Raw genomic sequence first — 22,586 nt, forward strand, 5'->3', positions numbered from 1 at the left:
ATGACCATGCGTGTCGGTATCTTGTCCTACCCGATGCTGTTCCAGCGCGACGGCGGCTTGCAGATCCAGGTACGCGAAACCATTGCCGCCCTGAACCGCTTGCCCCAGCAGGCGGCGCGCCCTTTGGAGGTGCAGCTGGTCGACGCCAACCACCAGCGGCTGGCCGATTTCGACGTGCTGCACGTGTTTTCGGCCAGTAATGGCACTTACCGCATCATGGAAATGGCCAGCGAGCAAGGCGTGCCCGTGGTGCTGTCGCCGCTGCTGTCGCCCGGCTGGGGCCGCGCCAGCGCCTGGCGCGCGCGGCTGGCCGACCGGCTGGCGGGACGCCTGACGGAATGGATGGTGCAAACCAGTTATGCGCAGACGCGGCGCGCCTTGCAGCTGGCCGACGTGGTGATCGCCTTGGGCGAGGCCGAGCGCGACGCCATCGTGCAAGGTTTCGGCATGCGGGCCGACGCCATCCGCGTCTTGCCCAACGGTATCAACCCGCATTTCTTCACGGCCAATGGCGATCTGTTCCTGCGCGAGACGGGCATCGCCGGACCGTTCGTGCTGATGACGGGCAGCATTTCAGCGTATAAAAATCAGCTGGGACTGGCGCAGGCGCTGGTGGGCGCCAGCTTGCCCCTGGTGCTGATCGGCGCCGCGCCGCGCGAACAGCAAACGTATCTGCAACAGTTGCTGGACTTGCCGCATGTCAGCTGGCTGGGCGCGCTAGACCATGCCGACCCGCTGCTGGCGAGCGCCTACCATGCGGCGGCCGTGGCGGCCTTGCCCAGCCAGGGCGAAGTGTTTCCCTTGAGCGTGCTCGAAGCGCTGGCGGCCGGCACGCCCGTCGTCATGACGGCGCAAAGCGCGCTGGACTTGCCCGACTCCGCGTTTGCGCTGCGCAAGGTGCGCTGGGACGATGGCCGCGCGCAACGCCAAGCCATCCTCGAACTGCTGGCGCTGCCGCCCGAGCGCTCCCGCGTGCAAGCCCTGGTGGAACGTTTTACCTGGGAACGGGTGGCCGCGCAGATTGCCGATTGTTACTGCCAGGCCCAGTCCTTGACGGCCAGGAGGCAGCATGCTGTTTAATTCCTTCGCCTTCCTGTTCGGCTACCTGCCCATCGTGCTGGCCGGCTATTTTCTGCTGGACCGCTGGGCGTCTTCCGCCAGTTGGCGCCTGGCGCCGGCCATGTGGCTGGCGCTCGCCTCGCTGTTCTTCTATGCCTGGTGGGATGTGCGTTACCTGCCGCTGCTGCTGGCCTCGATCTGCGTCAATTACGGTGCCGGGCGCCTGATCGGCGCCAGCGCGGGCGCAGCCCGCAAGCGCGTGCTGGTGGCGGCGCTGGCGCTGAACCTGAGTTTGCTCGCGTACTACAAATATGCGAATTTCTTCATCGACAGCGTGGATGCCGTCGCGGAGCTTGCCGGCGCTGCCAGCCTGCCGTGGCATGGCCTAGCCATCATCCTGCCGATCGGCATCTCGTTTTTTACCTTCACGCAGATCGCCTTCCTCGTCGATTGCTATCGGGGCGAGGTGCGCGAATACCGTTTCATCCATTACGTGCTGTTCGTCAGCTATTTCCCGCACCTGATCGCCGGCCCTGTGCTGCACCACCGCGACATGATGCCGCAGTTTGCCGACCCGGCCAACGCCCACCCGCGCGCCGCCAATTTCGCCATCGGCCTGTCGATTTTCACCATCGGCCTGGCAAAAAAGGTGCTGATCGCCGACAACCTGTCGCCGCTGGCCATGCCCGTCTTCGCGGCCGGGGTGACACCCACCCTGATCGAAGCGTGGATCGGCGTGCTGGCCTACACCTTCCAGTTGTATTTTGACTTTTCCGGCTATTCGGACATGGCCATCGGCCTGTCGCGCCTGTTCGGCGTGAAATTGCCGCTCAATTTCAACTCACCATACAAGGCCGCCAATATCGCCGACTTCTGGCGCCGCTGGCACATGACCTTGTCGCGTTTCTTGCGAGATTACTTATATATTCCCCTGGGCGGCAGCCGCCATGGTGTAGCCATGCGCTACCGCAACCTGATGCTGACCATGCTGCTGGGCGGCCTGTGGCATGGCGCCGGCTGGACCTTTGTCATCTGGGGCGGCTTGCACGGCCTCTACCTGGTGCTGCAGCAAGCGTGGCAGCGTGCATTCGGCGCGGCGCGGACACGCTGGTGGCCAAGCGTATTGACCTTTCTTGCCGTGATGCTGGCCTGGATCTTTTTCCGCGCGCCCGACGTGTCCACGGCCTGGGATATCGCGGGCGCGCTGGTGGGGGCGAACGGCGTGAGCTTGCCGCGCGGCTTGGCCAGCCATGCGATCAGCCTGGCGCAATGGGGTATGCATCCGGCCTTCGACGGCATCCGCTGGATCGAATTGGCGGGACCGGGCTTGCCCGTGCTGCTGGGCGCCATGCTGCTGGCCTTCAGGGCGCCGAACACGCAAGAAATTTTCTTTCTCTACGAGCCTGCCATTGAAAGAATATTTCAACCCGCAGGGCGCTGGTCCTTCATCTGGCGGCCCACGCGGCGCTGGAGCGTGGGTTTTGCCGTGCTGTTCGTCGCCTGCATCTTCGGCATGAACCGGGTCACCGAATTTCTCTACTTTCAATTCTGATCATGGATACCAACGCCCGCCGCTACCTCGCCCTCTTCTTTGCCTGCGTGCTGGCCGCGCTGGCCCTCGTTTCCGCCGTAAATTATCGCGTCGATCCGTATTTGCTGCACCAGTGGGACACGCCCCTGGTGCAGCGCCTGCGTCCCACGTATGAAAAGCTGGCCGTGTGGGGCAAGACGTATGCCGTGGCGCGCTACCGGCCCGCCGTCGTCTATATCGGCAATTCGCGCACGGAAATGGGCTTGCCAACGGGCGTGCGTGCCTTGTTCGAGGGAAAGAGCGTCTTCAACAGCGCTGTCTCGGGCGCCTCGATCGGCGACGCCATCTTGCTGGCCGAGCACGCGGCCAGGGTCAGTCATGTCGACACGATGGTGTGGGGCATCGACGCACCCTCGTTTTCCATGGAACTGGGCTCGGCCGGCGTTGAGCCGGCCTTGACGGACGGCGGCCCCGCCTTTTTCGCACGGCGCGCCTTGCTCAACCTCAAGCGCGGCTTGACGGTGGACATGACGCGCGACAGCTGGCGCATCCTCAGCGGCAGCTATGACGGCGCGTGCTTGTCCAGTCTGGCCCTGCACGGCCAGCGCGACCAGTCCTGCATCACCAGCCGCAACCATGGCTGGGCCGGCACGGCGCGCGCGTTCACGCCACGACTGCAGGAATTCGGCGACGGTCTGGGGCCGACGGCGCCCGCGCTGCAAGCCTTTGATGCCAGTGTCGGCAAGCTATGCCGGGGCGGCACGCGCTTGCGCGTGTACATCAATCCCACGCATGCGCTCACGCTCGGCGCCCTGTACTGGCGCGGCAAGTGGGACGCCATGCAGCAGTGGCAGCGTGATCTGGCGCAGATGGCCGGGCGCTACCGGCGCCAGGGCTGCGACGTGCGCGTGTACGATTTTTCAGGCTTCAACAGCATCACCAGCGAGCCGATCCCGCAAGTGACGGGCGCGCGCGAAATGCGCTATTACTGGGAAGCGTCGCACTACCGCGACAATGTGGGCCACTTCATCCTGGCGCGCCTGTTCGGCGGCGCGCCACGGCCGCCGGCGGACTTCGGCGTCGAGCTGACAGAAACCGGCATCGCCGCCCACCAGGCGGCCATGCGCGCCGCGCGCGAGCGCTACCATGCGCGGCACGCGGGCGAGACGGCGTATCTGCGCCATGTCTTGACCTTGCCCCGTGAGCCTCAATAAGCGGTAGCCAGTGCCAGGCGTACGGCGTGGAGCAGGGCGCTTGCGTTATGATGTTGTTTTGCCATTCAGCAAGTTCCAGGACTCTCCATGAAAATCGCCTTCTTTGCCAGCCAGCCCTACGACCGCCGCTTCTTCGATGAAGGTTTGCCGTTCCAGCCCGACCCTGCCGGCATCGAACTGGTCTACCACAGCGCCTTGCTGAGCCAGGAAACCGCGGTCTTGGCGCAAGGCGCCGAGGCCGTCTGCGTCTTCGTCAACGACGTGCTTGACGCGCCAGTGCTGGAAGCCCTGCACGGCTACGGCGTGCGTGCCATCCTGCTGCGCTGCGCCGGCTACAACAACCTCGACCTGGAAGCGGCGAAGCGCCTGGGCTTTTTTGTTGCCCGCGTGCCCGCGTATTCACCGGAAGCCGTGGCCGAGTACACGCTGGCCCTGGTGCAAACCCTGAACCGCCACACGCACCGCGCGTATGCCCGCGTGCGGGAAGGCAATTTCTCGCTGGACGGCTTGCTGGGCGCCACCTTGCACGGCAAGACGGTGGGCATCGTCGGCACGGGCAAGATCGGCCTGGCCACGGCGCGCATTTTCAAGGGTTTCGGCTGCACGGTGCTGGGCCACGACCCATATCCGGCGACCGCGTTCGCAGAATTGGGCACGATGGTGGAGCTGTCGCAGCTGCTGGCCGAATCCGACATTGTCTCCCTGCATTGTCCCTTGATGGAAAGCACGCGCCACATGATCAGCGAAGCAACGCTGCCGCTGATGAAGAAGGGCGCCATGCTGGTGAACACCTCGCGTGGCGGGCTGATCGACACCGGCGCCGTCATCGAGGCGCTCAAATCGCGCCAGTTGGGTTCGCTTGCCATCGATGTGTACGAACAGGAAAGCAATCTGTTCTTCCAAGACCGCTCGTCCGACATCATCGACGACGACATCTTCCAGCGCCTGATGACGTTCCCGAATGTGCTGGTGACGGGTCACCAGGGCTTCTTCACCATCGAAGCGCTGCGCGAGATCGCTGCCATCACCTATCACAACCTGCAATGCTTCCTGCAGGGCAAGGCGTGCGAAAACAGCGTACTAGCTGGCTGACGCCGGTTTTTTAGGCTTGGGCGGCGGCTTGGGTTTCGGCAGCGGCAAGGCATCCGTCGTGCGCCGCGCCAGTTGGCCCAGCCAGTCGCGCTCGTCCCACAGCCCGCCATCGATGAGGAAATACGGCTTGGCTTGCGGGTAGGGCGGCGCTTCCTGCAGCGTGCCTTGCGCGCTGATCCAGGCGCGTCCCGCGTCCGTGGGCTTGATGAACAGCTGGTCGTCGGCGACGATGGCGAACATCTTGCCGTCGCAATACAAGCCGTACTCGCCAAACATTTTTTTCGCGCTGACGCTGCCGGCGCCCGCCAGTTGATCGAGCAAAAAATCCACGGTGCCTTGCTGTGATGCCATGTTGTCCTCCGTTTGAGGGGCCAGTGTAGCGCAAGCTATTTATGCCTGCGGCCTTTTTTCTGTGACGCGCTGGCCAGCGGGCGCCCGGCGCGGCTACACTAGGGCCATTATTTATTTAGCGCGGTTTATTTTTCCATGACTCCCCACCTGATTACTCACCACGGCATCACCATCACCACCCTCGCATCGACCCAGGACGTGGCAGCCCACTGCGCGCCGGGCCAGACGGCCATCCGCGAACAGGGCGACGGCTGGTGGCTGTATTTTGTCGACGAAGACGGCACGCTCGACGGCTACGACAGCCCGTACACAAGCCACGCCGAGGCGCTGTGGGCGGCCAAGGCCGCAGCCGAGTTCAGCGCGCAATGAAGGCCAGCCCGTGGGCCTTCCTGGGATTGCCGCAAGCGCCCGTGCTGGAAGCGGAAAGCGCGCAGTACGGCGCCTGCCGTGCCGAACTGGACGGCAAGCGGCTGGTCTTGCGCATGGCGAAAACCACGCCGACGAAAATCGGCCAGTTCGTCACCGTCTGGAAGCGCCCCCATGCCGATGCCGAGATTGCCCCGTTGGACGAAGCGGACCGCGTGGATGTCGTCATCATCGCCGTTAGCGACAGCGCGCAGCACGGCTTTTTCATTTTTCCGCGCAGCGTGCTACTGGAACGCGGCGTGATGTCGCGCGCCGGCGCCGGTGGCAAGCGCGCGCTGCGCGTGTATCCGCCCTGGTGTGTGCCTGAATCTGCCCAGGCCCTGCGCACCCAGCGCTGGCAGGTTGCCTGTTTTGTGGCGGCTGGGGATCAGCCGCGGCTGGGGCGACTGCTGGAGACGCCCGCCTGATATTCCTGGCCCCAGGATGCACTGCAATAGCGGGCGCAAGTAGCGGCGAATTTGTCGTTCAAAGAGGCGAGTGCAAGAAACCAGAGACGCACGGCGATATCCTTTCAGTGGTGACGGCAGCTGCTGTTAGACGCGGATGCTGTACAGCCTCCGCGCCAGCCTGGTCTTACTCATCTTTTTCAACGATGCGTATCTTCGCGCCGCCCTGGTAGTCTTGCAGGTCCGCTTCGCCATCGATGCGTATGTTGCCCTTCAGTATCACCTCCACGCTGATATCGACTTTTTTGATGCGAAACGTTTCAATGTCGGTCGGATGCACATCGATTTCCATGGAAATCGAGGCGCCTGGCGCGATCGTGGTGAATTGCGTTTTCAGCGCCGGATTGGCCAGGCCACGGCGGGCGTAGGTGACGGCGCCCGTATCGGTATCGATGAATTTGACGATCGGGCCAGACTTGCGCAGGTAGTCGAGTGGGAAACCGATATCGCGGCTGCCATCGTTGCGGATGGTGACCAGCACGTCGATCGGCTTGCGCTGATAAATGCAGCCAGTGTTGCCCAGGCATTGCAGGGAGATGGAGAGGGGCGCGTGGGTGCTCGTCATGTTGTTTGCTTTCAATGGTAGTGCCATCAGCATGGCATAGATAAGCAGGGTCAGACAATATCGCATCGTATTTTCCTGCCAATTTTTTTGCTCAGCAATTCCTGCGCTTCTATCGCGATATTCCAGCCGTGGCGTTTCAGGATCCGCGCGCCTTCCGCATACGACATGATCGATTGCGTCAGGTCTTGCGGCGAGGTGCCGTTGACGTGGCAAACGATGGGCTCGTCGAGCGTGCCGTCCGGCTTGAAATAGCGTACCGTTTCTTCGAACTCCGTGTACGAGTATTCGTCGGGCATGCCGACGCAATGCCCGAATTCATGCGCATACGTGGTCAGTTCCGTTGCCAGCGACACGTTCATCACGTCGCCGGTAACGTTTTCGCGGTCATAGCGCTTGTGGATCTGCAGCGTGTAGTGCTGCTTATCGTCGACCCAGAGGACGCGGAAAACCACGGGCAACACTTTTTGTCCGCATTGCGGATCATTGATTTCAAGCCGGAACTTGTTGTTCCAGTTGCCTTCGATGCCGGCCGTCGCGTTTTTCTGCGCCACCGTCACCACGTAGGCGCGCTGCTTGGCGCGCAGCGCCGCTGATTCTGTGCCCTTGTCGCTCTCTTCCAGCGCCTGTCCTACGGCGTCGAGTACCGTGATAGCCTTGAAACGCACTTCCACCACCACCGGGCGGTCTGATTTTGCCGGCACGTACAGCTTGAACCAAATCTTGTCCTTGTATTTGTGCGGCGTACCGTCGTGCTGGAAAGGCTGCGCATAGCGGCCATAAGAGGGACCGGCGATTTCCTTTTCGTAGTCTTCGATCCAGCAGGCCGGCAGCTTCACCAGCACTTCCTTGCGGCGCTTGTTGTCCACCGGCGTGGTGCTGGAGTCGCCTGCCGGCTTGTATTTCGGTTCTGGCGGGGTGCTGGCCCTGGCTGCCGGCTGCCCTGGCGAACCTGGTACCGGCGCCGGCGCTGAAGAGGGGGCGGATACCGGTGCCGGTGCCGAACCCTGGCCGCCCACAGTTTTCAGCAGCTCGATCACCAGCGCCTCGGCGGCGGCGGCTGCAATCACGTGCGTCAAGCCCTTTGCGTCGGTCATGCCGCTCTCATAGCTGCCATCTTCGCGCTTGATGCGGTAGGGCTGGCGCGGCATCGGTTCGCCCGTGTCGCGGTCGCGCAGCACAAAGCCTTCGTCGAACAGCTTGATACGCGTGTCCGGCAGCGCTGCCAGAATGCCGGCCGCGCTGGCGCCGCCGTTGAACACATGCTGGCCGCCCTTGACTGTAAAGTTCCCAGGGCACGCAAACGTGATATTGCCGCCTTCAAGCGTGATCGACGATTGCCCGGCCTGCAGCGTGATTTTCTGATTGGCCTTGATGTCGATGCTGTCGTTGACCGAGATCACGGTAATGGCCTTGTCGGCCAGGATTTCCAGTTGCCCCGTATGTGCCTGCAGCGATACGGGACCATAGGCGGCAATCGCCTGGATGCCGCCGGTGTGGGTAAACAGCCCCTGCGCACTGGCCGACACGGATGAATAGGTGTGGCCGGCCGTCATGTGCAGGTCCGATTGCGTCGTCCATTGCAGCTGCTGGGCGGCAAACAGCACGGTCGAGCCTGGCGTGGCCCAGTTGATGCTGGCAGGCGCCTCCATCAGTACCAGCGGCTGGCCGAATTTTTCCACCGGCTGGTCGGCGGCCAGCTTGCGCTCGCCTGCGCTGGCCTTCAGCGCCTCCTGCCCGCCCACACTGGCCCCGTACTTACCATCTTGCTGGGGATCGATCTGCTTGATCAGGTCCAGCTGGGCCTGTTTCGCATCCTGGCTGAACAGGGCGGTTTGTTGCTGTGCGGCCTCGGCCAACGACTCGTTCAGTTCGGCCGCGCCTTTCAGCTGGGCCAACGCCTCCGTGGTGTCGAGCTGGGTGGAGGCAATGCCCGCGCCAGTCTGTGCGCGGGCAGTGGTAGAGATGAGCACGCCTTCGCCGCCGCGTAGCACGGTCCAGGCGTCGGTGCGCAATTCGAAGCCGCTGCCGCGGTAACTGCCGCGCTGGGCCGTGCCCACGCCTTGCTGTACCAGGTAACCGAGGTTCAGCTGCGTGGCCGCGCTGCTTGTCGCCAGGCGGGTGCGCAACTGGCCCGGCGTATCGTCGATCACCCACTGGTTATAGTCGCCGCCATCGAAATTGTGGCTGTGGATGCCGGAAATGACGCCGGCGTGATTGATGTCCGAACCGACGCCGGCCGCGTAGGGTGGCGCGTCGCTGCCGGTATAGAGCTGGGCCACTACCAGCGGACGGTCCATGTCGCCTTCGATGAAATCGACCAGCACTTCGGTGCCGATGCGCGGCGTAAATTGCGAGCCCCAGTTCGGGCCCGCTAATGCTTCGGCAACGCGCACCCAGGTGCCCGAAGCTTCATTGCCGGGCGCGTTGCCCTGTTGATCCGTGTTGTGCGCCATGCCGCCCGGATTCGCGGCGCTGCCGCGTTGCCAGGCGAACTGGATGCGTACCTGATGATCGCGCCCGGTGGTCGCCACGCTATCGGGCAGGCCGACCACCAGCGCCGTTTGCGGCCCTAGCGCGCTGCTGGCCTGGCGCGCGGCGGTGGCGGGCGGCACGATGGCCACGCTGGTACGCGCGCAAGCAAAGGTATTGCGGTAGGTGCCGGCCTCGAGCTGGCCATCGAGCAGGCTGGCGACGTCGCTCAGGCTGGCTACTGTCGACAGTTTCGACAGTAGCGTCGTCAGTGCGCCGCCGGCCGGGCCCAGATTGTTGCGTGCCTCGTGCTCGACCCATAGCACGGTGAACTGGTTGGCGCCGTCGGCATAATGTTCATGCTGCAACAAGTTAAAGGCGTGGCCGGCCGCCATGCGCCGCACCGCGCCAGCGCCCGTGAATTGCTTGTTCTCCAGTTCCAGAGCCTGCAACATGCGCAGGCCGTGCGGATCGGCCGCCATGCTGTCGGCATAGCGCCGTTCGCCGGAGCCGTCGTACAGCGGCAGGGGCGGCAACTCGCCCGCCTGCAGGCTCGAGCTGTGTTCGGCGGCCGGCGCCGCCAGTTGCTGCGGGTCCCAGCTGCTGATGCCGACCGCATTGGGGCGCACCTGGCGCCGCGCGCTGAAGCTGTCGATGGCGTCATCGGTATCGCTGGCGCGCACGCCGTGAAAGCGCAGGCCAGCCACGCCGGGCGTCGCCGGCGCAACTGCCTTGCTGTCGAAAATCACCAGCTTGTGCTTGGCCTGCTGTGCATTCTGTTGTTCTCCTTCTTGCGCCGCGCCATCCTCCTGCTCGTGCTCGAAGCGCCAGCTCAGGCCTTCGAAGGCGAGCACGCGGGTCAGGAAGGCCAGGTCGCTTTCGCGGTATTGCGTCCAGACGGGGCGTGGCGCCAGTTCCTGGCTGACATCGAATTCGAAGCGGACCTGCGGATAGTCGCCGAGCAGCTCGGTAATGAGGTCGCGCGCGTTCTTGTCCTGGAAGATATAGCTGTCGCGGCGCAAGCCCAGCAAGGCCAGGGCGGGCTCAAGGCGCAGCCGGTAGCGCGCCACGCCGCCGTCGGCGCCGGCAAAGCCGCAGTCGGTGCACAGTCCGTGCCAGGCGCGCCAGCTGCCGTCGGGCTGCAACAACTTGAGCGTGATTTCTTCGCCGAGAAAGCTGGCAAGGTCCAGGCCCGCCGCCGTGCTCAAGGCATCGACCTCGAAGCGGAACAACTCATTGACCGCCTCGCGGCCCGTCATCCGCTCGGCCATCAGCGATTCGGGCTGGTTCGATTCCTGCGCCGTGGCCAGCGTAATCAGCCGCGCATGCTGCGATAGGCCGCTGCCGAACACCCCCGGGGCAGCTTCTGTCGTTGCCAGGCCGCTCATTACGGCAACGTGATGGTCAGGTTGGCGGTGCGCGGTGCCAGCTTGACGATATCGCTGTAGGCGTTCATCTGTTGTTCGGTGTTTTTGGCTAGCATGGTGCGCAGACCCAGGTAGCCCAGTGCACAGATCAGCGCGAATACCGAGCACAGCACCCACAGCGGCACGTCGTTGCGCAACTTGTGCGCAATCTGGTCGGGGCGTTCCGCATGTGGCGCAAAGCCGGCTTTCTTGCCCTTCATCTGGGCGATCTCGTCACCCAGGCGGGCCGTCAGGTAGGCCAGTTTTTCCGAGCCTTCGAGGATGTATCGCCCCTGGAATCCCAGCAGCAGGCACATGTGGAACACTTCCAGCGCCTGCAGGTGCGCGCTGCCGCGCGCGCGCAGCGCTTCGAGACGGATGAAGAAGTTCTCGCCGGCCAGCTGGTCGCCGAACAGCACCAACTGCAGCGGGCGGCGCGCCCAGTCGTCGCGGATGGCATACGGCGAGCGCAGGATGATCTCGTCGACAGCCGCGCAAAATGCATATTTGGCGGCGTCGATATCATCGGCCGAGGCAGCATGTTTTTTTGCCGCGTTTCCGAACTCGTCGAGAAACTGCGTCATTTTTCTGATGAAGTCGGCATTGTCTTGCGGGCCGCTGCCGTTTTTCAGCATGAACAGCGCATAGAAACCGTCGTACATCAGGTCTGTCAGCGTGTGTTCGGTACCCGGGCCGGCCGGAACGCTCGATGCATAAGCGGCGGAGCCGCCGGACATCAGGGAGGGGGCGTTTGCATTCATCGTTTATCTTCAGGAAGTGATGGCGACAAGTTCAAGTTTCAGATCCCGCATGCCGGACGGAACGTAGATGGAAATCGACTGGGCCTGCAACATGCGGTCGTACATCTGGCCTTTCGCTTCGATGGTGAAGTAATACGTATCGGGCCGCACCGGCACGGCGGCCGGCACCTGCGGCGTGTGCTGCAGGCGCACGCCGGGCAGGGCTGACAGCACGAATTTCTCCACATCGTCCGGTGCGCCGATCTTGAAGCGCAGCGGCACCACGTCCACCAGTTCCACGCCCGGCATGTCGGCCGAGACACCCAGGTAAAACGCGGTTTTGTCGTCGATCTTGCCCGAATCGAGCTTGCCGTGATGGTAAGACGGTTTGACTTCGGTCAACGCAATAGCGAAATATTTCGAAGAGATTACCGTGTCGAGCAGTTCGCGGATGATCGCGTGCAAACGCGCGAACGATGGTCCGGGATCGAGGTGCTGGTAGGCTGGCAGGTCGGCCAGCGCATGGGTTTTCGAGAACGTCATCAGCGCACCGGCCAGCGCCAGCAGCGCTTCGTACAGGCGCTCCGGGTGCAGCGCCGGATGATGGAAATAATGACTGAGCGAGGCGAACGCCGAACTGGCCGTGTGCAGCAGCCAGAATGAGGACATGTCGCCGGAGCGAAATTCGATCACATTCTTGCTCGGCTCGCGGTGGTGGCCGTACAGGGCGTTGACCTTGGCCTGCAGCGCATCGATCAGGCGGCGTAATTGCAGGAACAGCAGCGGGGCGCTGCGGATCGACAGGCTCGGCGGCACGAACGACGGGTCCGGCTCAAAGCCGCCGGTCGACAGGCGCCGCAGGCGCAGCAACGGAAAATTCACATACGAATCGCGCGGTTCCGATTCGGCCACCAGACGCAGCGATTTTTGCAAGTAGACCAATTCGGCCTGCGCTGCATGGGTGTACAGGTCGGGCGTTTCCAGGTTGGCTTGAGCGTAGCGCGCTGCGCTGCTGGGCTGGTCGGGCGCGGCAAAGTTGCCGCCGAAATGCTTGAAAGCGGGCAGGGCGGCATAAAAAGTGACGGTTTGCTGTGATTGCAGCAGCTTGCTCAGGTCCAGGGCCTCGGGCAATTCATCGGCGCCGGGAGCGTTATAGATTTCGCCGTCCTGGAACACCAGCGACAGTTCCAGCAGCCGCAGCGTGTTATTGCTCAGCGCATCGCGGTCGATCTGTACGTGGTTGACACCCCATGCGTAAGGATGCAGCGCCTTGATGCTTTCGTGCAGGCGATGTTCATGGTACTGGTCTTGTTGCTGGAAGTGCTGGGGGCGCAGAAACAGACCTTCACCCCATAACAATTTGCTTGTAATGCTCATCGATTGCCCTTTTTCCGAGGAAGTAAAAGCGCGGAGAACGCTGTCGCTCCCGGGCTCTTTTGAAGCGCGATCGGCGCCTTGCCGGAGCGTCCGATCATTCAATCTTTGCGGTAAGAAATTATGTGCTTTTTTCGCAACTGCAACAACATTAACATTATCTGGAAGAAAGGTGCGTACGGTACGTTTCCCGCATGGTGCCTGCCTTTTCGGTCGATGGAAATGTGAGTTTTCGCGTATTTTCTATTGAACGGAGTCAATATTAAATCCGTGTTAGTCTCGCAAAAATAAGAATTTAGCAACTGAATTTGATAACTATAAATTGCAAGTATTTCAATGACCACGTCATCTTTTTTTTAGGGAAATCAGACCATGTCTCGCCAATTTACATTCCATTTTTTTGCCGCGGTTGCTTGCGCATTGACGCTCAGTGCCTGTAGCACCGCACCAGCGGTCAAGACGGCGGCGCCGCCCTCGCTCGACGAGCTGATGGCAAAGGCGACCCAGGCTGCCAGTTCGGGCAATAACGAAGCGGCCATGGGTTTGTGGAAACAAGCCGCTGTCGAATTTCCAGCCGATAAGAATCCATGGGTCCGCATGGCCCAGACCCGCTATGAGGCGGGCCAGTACGGCGATGCCATCATCCATGCCCAGGAAGTGTTGGTGCGCGACCCTGCCGACAAGCTGGCCAACAGCGTCATTGCGATCAGCGGACTGCGCCTGTCGACACGTGCATTGGCTGATCTGAGCCGCCAGAACAACCTGTCCGGCCCGCTGCGCACCGAATCGCAGGATCTGGCCAAACTGTTGCGCGAAAGCCTGGGCGAAACCGTGCTGGTACCGGCGCCGGCCTCGGCGCAGGCCCGCGACAAGCCGCCGGCGCGTCCGCCGCGCAAGGGCCAGGGCAAGACTGCCGACAGCAGTGCCAATCCCTTCGATGGGTTGAAGTGAAGCTGAGGCAGTAAGGCAATCTACCAGGGGCATCACGGATGCCGCCGTTTACTCGTGAAGGGATGTGTCATGTCAAAAAAAGAAAGTGTTCAAAAACGCCTGCAAAAGGTCCGGCCGCCACGCGTGCAGATGACGTATGACGTGGAAATCGGCGATGCGATTGAAAACAAGGAACTGCCCTTCGTGATGGGCGTCGTGGGCGACTTCGGCGGCAATTCCGAAGTCGAGCAAAAACGGCTGAAGGACCGCAAGTTCATCGGCATTGACCGCGACAATTTCGATGAGGTGCTCAAGGGCGTCGAGCCGCGCGCCGCGTTTGGCGTATCCAACGAGCTCAGCGATGAAGGTGGCCAGCTGCGCGTCGACTTGCGCTTCAAGTCGCTCAACGACTTCCGTCCCGAGGCGGTGGTGGAACAGGTGGCGCCGTTGCGCCGCCTGCTCGAGGCGCGTACCAAGCTGGCCGACCTGCGCAACAAGCTGGCCGGTAACGACAAACTGGAAGATCTCCTCAACGACGTGCTCAACAGCACGGAAAAGCTGGCCCAGCTGGAACAACAATCCACCGCCAAGAAAGACTGATCCCATGTCCGCTCAACTGACCCCCGCGTCCGGCGCCGCCGCGACCACCGATATCGGCTTGCTCGACCAGATCGTCGAACAAAGCAAGGTTGCCAAATCCAGCGTCGAGCATGCACGCGCCAAGGACCTGATTTCAGAACTGGTCAGCCAGGTGATGGAAGGCACCGTGGTGGTGTCAGACAACCTGGCGGCCACCATCGATGCGCGCGTTGCCGAGCTGGACAGACTCATTTCACGCCAGCTCAGCGTCATCCTGCATGCGCCCGAATTCCAGAAGCTGGAAAGCAGCTGGACCGGCCTGCATCACCTGGTCGACAACACGCCCACCGGCACCAACCTGAAGATCAAGCTGCTCAATGCCACCAAGCGCGAGCTGGTGCGCGATTTCCAGAGCGCGCTGGAATTCGATCAGTCGACCATGTTCAAGAAAGTCTATGAGGAAGAGTTCGGCACTTTCGGCGGCGCTCCGTTCGGCGCGCTGCTGGGCGACTTCGAGTTCACGCGCCAGCCTGAAGACATGTATTTCCTCGAACAGATGTCGCATGTGGCCGCTGCAGCCCACGCGCCCTTCATTTCGGCCGCATCGCCCGAGCTGTTCGGCCTTGAAAGCTATGCCGACCTCGGCAAACCACGCGACCTGGCCAAGGTGTTCGACACGGTCGAATACGCGAAGTGGAAGTCGTTCCGCGAATCGGAAGATGCGCGCTACGTCGGCCTCACGCTGCCGCGCTACCTGGGGCGGCTGCCGTTCAATCCGGCCGATGGCGCCACCGTCGACGGCTTCAATTTCGTCGAGGATGTCGATGGCACCAACCACCAGAAATACCTGTGGTGCAATGCCGCCTATGCCTTCGGCGCCAGGCTGACGGCGGCCTTCGACGACTATGGCTGGTGCGCGGCGATCCGCGGCGTGGAAGGTGGCGGCCTGGTAGAAGACTTGCCGACCCACACATTCAAGACCGACGAAGGCGAAGTGGCGCTGAAATGCCCGACCGAGATTGCGATTACTGACCGGCGCGAAAAAGAGCTGAGCGACCTGGGGTTCATTTCGCTGGTGCATTGCAAAAACACCGATTACGCGGCGTTCTTCGGCGCCCAGTCGGCGCAGAAGGCCAAGAAATACAACACCGATTCCGCCAATGCCAATGCGGTTCTGTCGTCGCAGCTGCAATACATCTTTGCCGTCTCGCGCATCGCCCATTACATGAAGGCGATGATGCGCGACAAGATCGGCAGCTTTGCCGCCGCGTCCAACGTCGAAGACTTCCTTAACCGCTGGCTGATGCAATACGTGCTGCTCGACGATAACGCCAGCCAGGAGCAAAAGGCCCAGTTTCCACTGCGCGAAGCATCGGTGCAGGTGTCGGAAGTGCCTGGTCGTCCGGGCGTCTACCGCGCCATTTCCTTCTTGCGTCCGCATTTCCAGCTCGATGAGCTGTCCGTTTCACTCCGTTTGGTCGCGGAGCTGCCGCAATCGACCAAATCCTGATTTTTTCATAAATAACCGAAAGGAATGACATGGCAATCGACGTTTACTTGCAAATTGATGGTATCAAAGGCGAATCCACCGACACCTCCCACAAAGATTGGATCGAATGCAAGTCGGTCCAGTGGGAAGTGCTGCAGCCGAAGTCCGCCACCGCCTCGACCGGCGGCGGCCATACCGCCGAACGTACCGAGCACAAGGATATCGTGGTCGCCAAGCTGGCCGACCTCGCCACGCCGCTGCTGCTGCAAAATTGCTCATCCGGTAAAACGATCCCGAAAGCCAAGTTCGAATTCCTGCGCGCTGACGGCCAGGGCGAGCGCATCAAGTACTTCGAGATCGAGCTGGAAAACGTGCTGATCAGCAGCGTGGCGCCGTCCGTCGCAGCTGGCGACATCCTCGGCGAAAACGTGTCGATCAAGTATTCCAAGGTCAAGTGGAAATACACGCAGCAAAAAGTTGGTGGTGGCTCCGGCGGCAATACCTCTGGCGGTTGGGATCTGTCGGCCAACAAGACGATTTGATCGACAACGGCCCTTGCCGGATGAAGCCGCCCCGGCTAGCCGCCGACGGTGACTCCGGCTTGTGTCTGTGTGACTGATTCTCTTGAATCATAGGGCCGCCGCAGGCCGCCCTTTTGTTCCTTCCTACTGCCAACGACAGGATACCAATGAAGGGTTTTACGCCGGGATTGTTCGACCGCCTGATGGACACGCCTGTTCAGGGCGCTTCCAGTAGCACCGTCTCGCGCCTGTCGCTGGAAGATTTGAAAGACACCGTGGCACGCGACCTGGAGGCGCTGCTCAACACGCGCACCGTGATACCGGAAGCGCTGCTGAAAAATTTTCCCGAATGCGGTCGCTCGATTGTCACCTATGGCCTCAATGATTTCGCCGGCCTGAGCTTGTCGAGTTCCGATGACCGCGCGTATATCTGCCAGTGCCTGGAAAAAGCCATCGCGCGCCATGAGCCACGCTTGCGCAACGTGCGCGCTTCGCTGGAAATCCAGGAAGGCTCGATCAACCGCCTCAATTTCGCCATCACCGCGCTCTTGGTGGTGCACTCGGCCCAGGAACCCGTCAACTTTGACGCCATCCTGCAGCCGTCAAGCCTGCATTACACGATCAGCAAGGCGCGCCGTGCGGCGCAAGGAGCCTGAACTTGGAAGACTTATTACCGTATTACGAACGTGAACTGGGTTTCCTGCGCCGCTATTCGCGCGAGTTTTCCGAGCGCTACCCGAAGATCGCGGGACGACTGCTGATCGGCGGCGAAGTCTGCGAAGACCCGCATATCGAGCGCATGATCCAATCCTTCGCGCTGCTCAATTCGCGCATTTCGAAACGTCTCGATGACGATTACCCGGAATTCACCGAGGCGCTGTTCGAGGTACTGTACCCGCATTACCTGCGACCGTTTCCTTCGTGCTCGATCGCGCGCCTCGACTACAGCGGCGCGGCGGCGCAGCTGACGGCCGCCACCGAGATTGCGCGCGGCACCGAGCTGGCGACACGTCCCGTCAAGGGCGTTGCCTGCACCTTCCGCACCGCTTATCCTGTCACCGTGGCGCCTCTGGCGCTGACGCATGCGGCGTTTGCCGCCATTATCGACGCGCCCGAGCAGGTGCCACTGCCGCCAAACGCCACCTCCAGCGTGAGCATCGTCATCGAAGCGACCGCCGATCAGATCAGTCTGGCGCAGCTGGGCGTCAGCAAGCTGCGCGTGTTCATCGACGGCGAGCCTTCGTTTTGCGCGGCGCTGCGCGACGCGCTGTTCATGCGCACGGTCAAGGCCTATGTGGAAGCGGATGACAGCGGACGCTGGAACGCGTTGGCGCAGATCCCTGTCAGCACCGCCGGCTATGCCGAGGACGATGCGCTGATTCCGTTTTCGGCCCGTTCGCATCCAGCCTACCGGCTGCTGACCGAATACTTCTGCTTTCCCGAAAAATTCAACTTCTTCGACATCGACCTGGCCGCGCTGTGCGCGCCGCTGCCGTCCGGCTGCCGACGCATCACGCTGCACCTGGCGCTGGCCGGCTTGCGCACGGATTCGAATACGGCGCGCATGCTGGGCACCATGTCGACCAATAACCTGCTGCTGGGCTGCACGCCGGTGGTCAACCTGTTCCGCCTGCGCGGCGAGCCGATCCGGCTGACGCACACGGCCGCCAGCTATCCGGTGCTGGCCGATGCGCGCCGCGCCTACGCTTTCGAGGTGCAAGCCATCGAATCGGTCAAGCTGGTGCGCCAGACGCCGCAAGGCGAGTCGATCACCGAATTTCGCCCGTTCTACTCGCTGCGCCACGGCCAGATGCCCGCCAAGGATGGCCATTACTGGGTGATGCGGCGCGATGACGCGATCAGCGAAAAAAGCCCCGGCTATGAGACCGAGATTTCCATCGTCGACATCGATTTTGATCCGGCAGCGATTGAAACCGATACCCTGAGCTTGGAATTGAGCTGTACTAACCGCGATCTGCCGGCGCAACTTACCTATGGCCTGCGCGGCGGCGACCTGTTCCTGGAAGGCGGATCAAGCGTGCGCAGCATCAACTTCCTGCGCAAGCCGACCGAGTCGCACCGTTTTGAGCGGGGCCGCGGCGCGCACTGGCGCTTGATCTCGCACCTGTCGCTGAACCATCTGTCGCTGTCGGGCAGCGGCCTGGAAGCGTTCCAGGAAATGTTGACCCTGTATGACTTGCCCCGATCGGCAACCTCGCAACGGCAGATCAGCGGCATTGCGGCGATCGACCACAAGGCGGCGAACGCCTGGCTGCCAGGCAATCCCTTCGCCTGCCTGGTGCGCGGCCTGGAAGTGCGGCTGACGCTCGATGAGGAAGCCTTCGTCGGCAGCGGCATCCATGCGTTTGCCCATATCGTTGAATGTTTTCTCGGCCTGTACGTGCATGCCAACAGTTTCACGCAACTGGTGGTGCTGTCGAAAAAATCGGGAGAGGAGTTGTTGCGATGCAAACCACGCAGCGGCGATTTGAGCCTAGTGTAATCGAGCGCCTGTTCGCCGAGCCTTACCGCTTCCAGTACTTCCAGGCGGTACGCATGCTTGAACTCTGGCTGGTTCGCAACGGCATGGCGCGCGAGGGCGCGGTGGCCAATTTCCTGCGCTTTCAAAATTCGCTGTCGCTCAACTTTGCGCCCAGCCAGCTTGAAGCGGTGCATGCCGAACCGCGCGCGCTGGGCGCCCTGGCGGCCGACATGCGCGCGCTGGGTGCGGCCGTGCGGCACGGCGAGCTGAAATACGTCCGCATCACGCCTGCCTTCATGGGCTTTCTCGGCGTGGCCGGCGCGCTGCCGGCCCATTACACCGAAAGCATCGCCGCGCACCAGCTATACGAAAAGGACGAAGGACCGCGCGCCTTTCTCGACACTTTTTCCAGTCGCGCACTGGCGCTGTTCTACGAAGCGTGGAGCAAGTACCGCCTGGAACTCAAATACCAGCTCGATGGCAGGGACAAGTTCTTGCCGCTGCTGCTATCGCTGGCGGGCCTGGGCCATGCGTCGCTGCGCCAGCGCCTGTACGACGATGGCGATGGCGTCCTCGACGAGTCGGTGGGTTTTTTTGTCGCCGCCATGCGGCACCGGCCGCCATCGGCGGTGGCGATCGGCCAAGTATTGTCCGCCTATTTTGGCCAGTCCATCAAGGTGACCCAGTTTGTCGGCTGCTGGTACGACGTGCCGCGCGACCAGCAAAGCTGCCTGGGTGGCATGAACGCCATGCTGGGTTCGACCGCGCTGGTCGGCGCGCGCGTCTGGCAGCGCGATTTGCGCATGCGGCTGGTCGTCGGCCCGCTGGCGCGCGTCCATTTCGACGCCTTTCTGCCGGGCGGCGCGGCGGCACGCGCGCTGGAAAAAATGCTCACCATGTTTACCGGCTTGTGCCTCGAATACGAAGTGCAACTGGTGTTGCGCGCCGATGATGTGCACGGCGTCACGCTGGAGCAACCGCGCAGCGGCGGGCGGCTGGGCTGGGACAGTTTCCTGATCACCGCCGGCGCCGCGCAAGACCGCAGCGACGTGCGCTACGAACTGCATACGCTGGCATGAACCATCTTCTCTTTTTTAGCCGTTTCCACACAAGGACCTTTGCCCCATGAGCATCAACCTCAAGACGCTGATCAGCAAGCTCAATGACACCAGTCGCACCGCCGCCACCCGCGCCGCCGGCATCTGCGTCGGCCTCGGACAATACGAGGTCGACCTGGAACATCTGTTCCTGGCCCTGCTGGAACAGCCGGCCAGCGACTTTGCGCTGATCGCCCGCCACAGCGGCATCAGCGTCAGCATGCTCGAAGCGGACCTGCAGGCCGAAGTGGCGCGCCTGCAGACCGGCAATGCGCGCACCCCCGTGTTTTCGCCAAGGTTGCCGAAGCTGTTTGAAAACGCCTGGCTGATTGCGTCGCTCGACGTGCAGGCAGGCCGCCAGGCCAGCATCCGCAGCGCCCATCTGCTGCAGGCGTTGCTGACCGACCCGGAGCTGGCGCAGCTGGCTTACCGCGGCTCGAAACTGTTCAATACATTCAAGCTCGATGACCTGAAGCACAACCTCGACAAGATCACGCAAGGCTCGCAGGAGGCGGCAGGCGTCTCGGCTTCCGATGGCGATGACGGGGAGGGCGGCGAGGGAGGAGGAGACCCCGTCGGCGAACTCGAAGGACGCGCGGCCGCCTCGAAAACCCCGGCACTGGACCAGTTCACCACCAAGCTGACGGCGCGCGCGCGCGACGGCAAGGTCGACCCGGTGATCGGGCGCGATGCCGAGATACGCCAGGCGATCGATATCCTGATGCGCCGCCGCCAGAACAACCCCATCCTGACGGGCGAGGCGGGCGTGGGCAAGACGGCCGTGGTCGAAGGACTGGCCCTGCGCATCGCGCAGGACGACGTGCCCGATGTATTGAAGGGCGTCGAGATCCATACGTTGGACATGGGTCTGCTGCAAGCCGGCGCCAGCGTCAAGGGCGAGTTCGAGAACCGCCTGAAAAACGTCATCGATGAAGTCAAGAAAAGCCCGCACGCCATCATCCTGTTCATCGACGAAGCGCACACCATGATCGGCGCCGGCGGCACGGCCGGCCAGAACGACGCGGCCAACCTGCTCAAGCCGGCATTGGCGCGCGGCGAGCTGCGCACGATTGCCGCCACCACCTGGGGCGAATACAAGAAGTACTTTGAAAAGGACGCCGCGCTGGCGCGCCGCTTCCAGGTCGTCAAGATCGAGGAGCCGAGCGAGGAACTGGCCTGCGCCATGTTGCGCGGCATGGCGCCGCTGATGGAAAAGCATTTCAATGTGCGCATCTATGACGAAGCCATCACCGAAGCGGTACGGCTGTCGCATCGCTACATCATGGGTCGCCAGCTGCCCGACAAGGCCATCAGCGTGCTCGATACCGCCTGCGCCAAGGTAGCGCTGAGCCAGAACGCGACGCCGGCCCTGCTGGAAAACCTGGTCAAAAAGCTCGACCGCATCGATGCCGAAGTCGCTACGCTCGAACGTGAGGAAAAGAGCGGTGGGAACCACCCGGTGCGCCTGAAAGACTTGCGCGCGCAGCGCAGCACCGCTGCAAGCGAGCATGCGGTACTGGCCGCGCGCTGGGAAAACGAAAAGACCCTGAGCGGGAAGGTCAAGGCGGCCCGCCATGACCTGGAAAGCGCGGGCGCCAGCCAGGCAGGCACGAAAGCGGACGCCAGCCAGGTCGGCGACCTGCAAGCCTTGCTCAAGGACTTGCGCGCACTGCAGGGCGAAACGCCGATGGTGCCGGTGCAGGTCGACGGTCACGTGGTGGCGGAAATCGTCGCTGGCTGGACCGGCATCCCGCTCGGCAAAATGGTCAAGGATGAAATCCGCACGGTATTGAAGCTGAAGGACATGCTGGAGGAGCGCGTGCTGGGCCAGTCGCATGCGATCGAGGCGGTGGCGCAGCGCGTGCGTACCTCGCGCGCCAACCTGGACGATCCGAACAAGCCGAAGGGCGTGTTCCTGTTCGTCGGCCCGTCCGGCGTGGGCAAGACGGAAACGGCACTGGCGCTGGCCGATGTGCTGTATGGCGGCGAACGCAAGCTGATCACCATCAACATGAGCGAATACCAGGAAGCGCACAGCGTGTCGGGCCTGAAAGGCTCGCCGCCCGGCTATGTCGGCTACGGCGAAGGCGGCGTGCTGACCGAGGCGGTGCGGCGCAATCCGTACAGCGTGGTGCTGCTCGATGAAGTGGAAAAAGCCCATCCGGACGTGCTCGAGCTGTTCTTCCAGGTCTTCGACAAGGGCGTGATGGAGGATGCCGAAGGGCGCGAGATCGACTTTAAAAATACCATCATCATCCTGACCTCGAACGTCGGTTCGAGCATCCTGATGCAAGCCTGCCTGAATGTGGCGGCACCAGACTTGCCGACGCCGGAACAGCTGGAGGAAAAGATCCGCCCGCAACTGGTGAAGACCTTCAAGCCGGCCTTCCTGGGGCGCTTGAAAGTGATTCCGTTCTATCCGATCTCAGACGACGTGCTGGTCAATATCATCGGCCTGAAACTGGGCAAGATCGCCCAGCGCATCACAGCCAATCACAAGGCCGAATTCAGCTACGACGAAGCGCTGGTTGACGCCGTGCTGGCGCGCTGCACCGAAGTCGATTCGGGCGCGCGCAATGTCGACAATATCCTCAACGGCAGCGTGCTGCCCGAGATCGCCGAGTCGGTGCTGGCCAAAATGGCCGAAGGCGCGGCCATCACGAAAATCAAGGTCAGCGCCAGCAAGCAAGGGCAGTTCAAGTACACGATCAAGTAAGCGCTGCAGCCATGGTGCGTGAAAAAGGATGGGTGGCAGATGCAATTTGCCCGCTACAGCACGGACAGCACGGGGCAATCTGTTCACCCCGTTTCAAGC

Annotated in this window: 19 protein-coding genes; 14 read left to right on the forward strand and 5 right to left on the reverse strand. The window is 62.4% G+C overall.

Annotated elements, in window-relative coordinates; translation table 11 throughout:
* Positions 1–6: 6 nt before the first annotated feature.
* The 4 genes from ACP7DE_RS04895 (at position 7) to ACP7DE_RS04910 (ending at position 4,896) form a co-directional block, all read left to right on the forward strand.
* Positions 7–1,080, forward strand: coding sequence for a glycosyltransferase family 4 protein (locus tag ACP7DE_RS04895; protein WP_426071016.1), 1,074 nt, complete (start codon positions 7–9; stop codon positions 1,078–1,080).
* Positions 1,070–2,611, forward strand: a complete 1,542-nt coding sequence (locus ACP7DE_RS04900) for an MBOAT family O-acyltransferase (RefSeq protein ID WP_426071017.1) — start codon at positions 1,070–1,072, stop codon at positions 2,609–2,611. The genes ACP7DE_RS04895 and ACP7DE_RS04900 overlap by 11 nt, the downstream gene beginning before the upstream one ends.
* A gap of 2 nt (positions 2,612–2,613) precedes the next feature.
* Positions 2,614–3,804, forward strand: coding sequence for a hypothetical protein (locus ACP7DE_RS04905; protein WP_426071018.1), 1,191 nt, complete (start codon positions 2,614–2,616; stop codon positions 3,802–3,804).
* 87 nt (positions 3,805–3,891) lie between these two features.
* Positions 3,892–4,896, forward strand: a complete 1,005-nt coding sequence (locus ACP7DE_RS04910; RefSeq protein ID WP_426071019.1) for a 2-hydroxyacid dehydrogenase — start codon at positions 3,892–3,894, stop codon at positions 4,894–4,896.
* On the opposite strand, the gene ACP7DE_RS04915 is transcribed toward ACP7DE_RS04910, so the two are convergent.
* Positions 4,885–5,247, reverse strand: a complete 363-nt coding sequence (locus ACP7DE_RS04915) for a TfoX/Sxy family protein (protein WP_426071020.1) — start codon at positions 5,245–5,247, stop codon at positions 4,885–4,887. The two genes, ACP7DE_RS04910 and ACP7DE_RS04915, sit on opposite strands and share 12 nt — an antisense overlap.
* 135 nt (positions 5,248–5,382) lie before the next feature.
* Here ACP7DE_RS04915 and ACP7DE_RS04920 point away from each other — a divergent pair, with 135 nt between their 5' ends.
* Both ACP7DE_RS04920 and ACP7DE_RS04925 read left to right on the forward strand, forming a co-directional pair.
* The gene (locus ACP7DE_RS04920) at positions 5,383–5,616 is read left to right on the forward strand and encodes a hypothetical protein (RefSeq protein ID WP_426071021.1); all 234 of its coding nucleotides are present in this window, start codon (positions 5,383–5,385) and stop codon (positions 5,614–5,616) included.
* On the forward strand, positions 5,613–6,080 hold the full coding sequence (locus ACP7DE_RS04925) for a MepB family protein (protein ID WP_426071022.1): 468 nt from the start codon (positions 5,613–5,615) through the stop codon (positions 6,078–6,080). The genes ACP7DE_RS04920 and ACP7DE_RS04925 overlap by 4 nt, the downstream gene beginning before the upstream one ends.
* A gap of 166 nt (positions 6,081–6,246) precedes the next feature.
* On the opposite strand, the gene ACP7DE_RS04930 is transcribed toward ACP7DE_RS04925, so the two are convergent.
* Genes ACP7DE_RS04930 through tssK form a run of 4 tightly spaced genes read right to left on the reverse strand, consistent with a single transcriptional unit; the run spans position 6,247 to position 12,676 of the window.
* On the reverse strand, positions 6,247–6,684 hold the full coding sequence (locus tag ACP7DE_RS04930; RefSeq protein WP_426071023.1) for a hypothetical protein: 438 nt from the start codon (positions 6,682–6,684) through the stop codon (positions 6,247–6,249).
* Positions 6,685–6,734: 50 nt separating this feature from the next.
* Positions 6,735–10,541, reverse strand: a complete 3,807-nt coding sequence (gene tssI, locus ACP7DE_RS04935) for a type VI secretion system tip protein TssI/VgrG (protein WP_426071024.1) — start codon at positions 10,539–10,541, stop codon at positions 6,735–6,737.
* Complete coding sequence (gene icmH / locus ACP7DE_RS04940; RefSeq protein ID WP_426071025.1) at positions 10,541–11,320, reverse strand: type IVB secretion system protein IcmH/DotU; 780 nt, start codon at positions 11,318–11,320, stop codon at positions 10,541–10,543. Before icmH ends, tssI begins: the two co-directional genes overlap by 1 nt.
* 9 nt (positions 11,321–11,329) lie before the next feature.
* Positions 11,330–12,676 (reverse strand): type VI secretion system baseplate subunit TssK, encoded by a 1,347-nt coding sequence (gene tssK / locus ACP7DE_RS04945; RefSeq protein WP_426071026.1) that lies wholly within the window; start codon positions 12,674–12,676, stop codon positions 11,330–11,332.
* 369 nt (positions 12,677–13,045) lie between these two features.
* Here tssK and ACP7DE_RS04950 point away from each other — a divergent pair, with 369 nt between their 5' ends.
* The 8 genes from ACP7DE_RS04950 to tssH all read left to right on the forward strand — a co-directional run bounded on the left by ACP7DE_RS04950 (position 13,046) and on the right by tssH (position 22,487).
* The gene (locus ACP7DE_RS04950; RefSeq protein WP_426071027.1) at positions 13,046–13,624 is read left to right on the forward strand and encodes a tetratricopeptide repeat protein; all 579 of its coding nucleotides are present in this window, start codon (positions 13,046–13,048) and stop codon (positions 13,622–13,624) included.
* Between the two features lie 69 nt (positions 13,625–13,693).
* Positions 13,694–14,203, forward strand: a complete 510-nt coding sequence (gene tssB / locus ACP7DE_RS04955; RefSeq protein ID WP_426071028.1) for a type VI secretion system contractile sheath small subunit — start codon at positions 13,694–13,696, stop codon at positions 14,201–14,203.
* A gap of 4 nt (positions 14,204–14,207) precedes the next feature.
* Positions 14,208–15,692, forward strand: a complete 1,485-nt coding sequence (tssC, locus tag ACP7DE_RS04960) for a type VI secretion system contractile sheath large subunit (RefSeq protein WP_426071029.1) — start codon at positions 14,208–14,210, stop codon at positions 15,690–15,692.
* Between the two features lie 29 nt (positions 15,693–15,721).
* Positions 15,722–16,213 carry an Hcp family type VI secretion system effector gene (locus tag ACP7DE_RS04965; protein ID WP_034752191.1) on the forward strand — a complete coding sequence of 164 codons (492 nt, stop codon included), beginning with the start codon at positions 15,722–15,724 and terminating at the stop codon, positions 16,211–16,213.
* A 146-nt stretch (positions 16,214–16,359) separates the two neighbouring features.
* Complete coding sequence (gene tssE, locus ACP7DE_RS04970; RefSeq protein ID WP_426071030.1) at positions 16,360–16,848, forward strand: type VI secretion system baseplate subunit TssE; 489 nt, start codon at positions 16,360–16,362, stop codon at positions 16,846–16,848.
* A 2-nt stretch (positions 16,849–16,850) separates the two neighbouring features.
* Complete coding sequence (gene tssF / locus ACP7DE_RS04975) at positions 16,851–18,695, forward strand: type VI secretion system baseplate subunit TssF (RefSeq protein WP_426071031.1); 1,845 nt, start codon at positions 16,851–16,853, stop codon at positions 18,693–18,695.
* Complete coding sequence (gene tssG, locus ACP7DE_RS04980; RefSeq protein WP_426071032.1) at positions 18,659–19,753, forward strand: type VI secretion system baseplate subunit TssG; 1,095 nt, start codon at positions 18,659–18,661, stop codon at positions 19,751–19,753. Before tssF ends, tssG begins: the two co-directional genes overlap by 37 nt.
* A 46-nt stretch (positions 19,754–19,799) precedes the next feature.
* Positions 19,800–22,487, forward strand: coding sequence for a type VI secretion system ATPase TssH (gene tssH / locus ACP7DE_RS04985; RefSeq protein WP_426071033.1), 2,688 nt, complete (start codon positions 19,800–19,802; stop codon positions 22,485–22,487).
* Positions 22,488–22,586 lie beyond the last annotated feature (99 nt).

The sequence above is a fragment of the Janthinobacterium sp. DSP2-3-3 genome (assembly GCF_049897325.1).
In the GTDB taxonomy this organism is placed as follows: domain Bacteria; phylum Pseudomonadota; class Gammaproteobacteria; order Burkholderiales; family Burkholderiaceae_D; genus Janthinobacterium.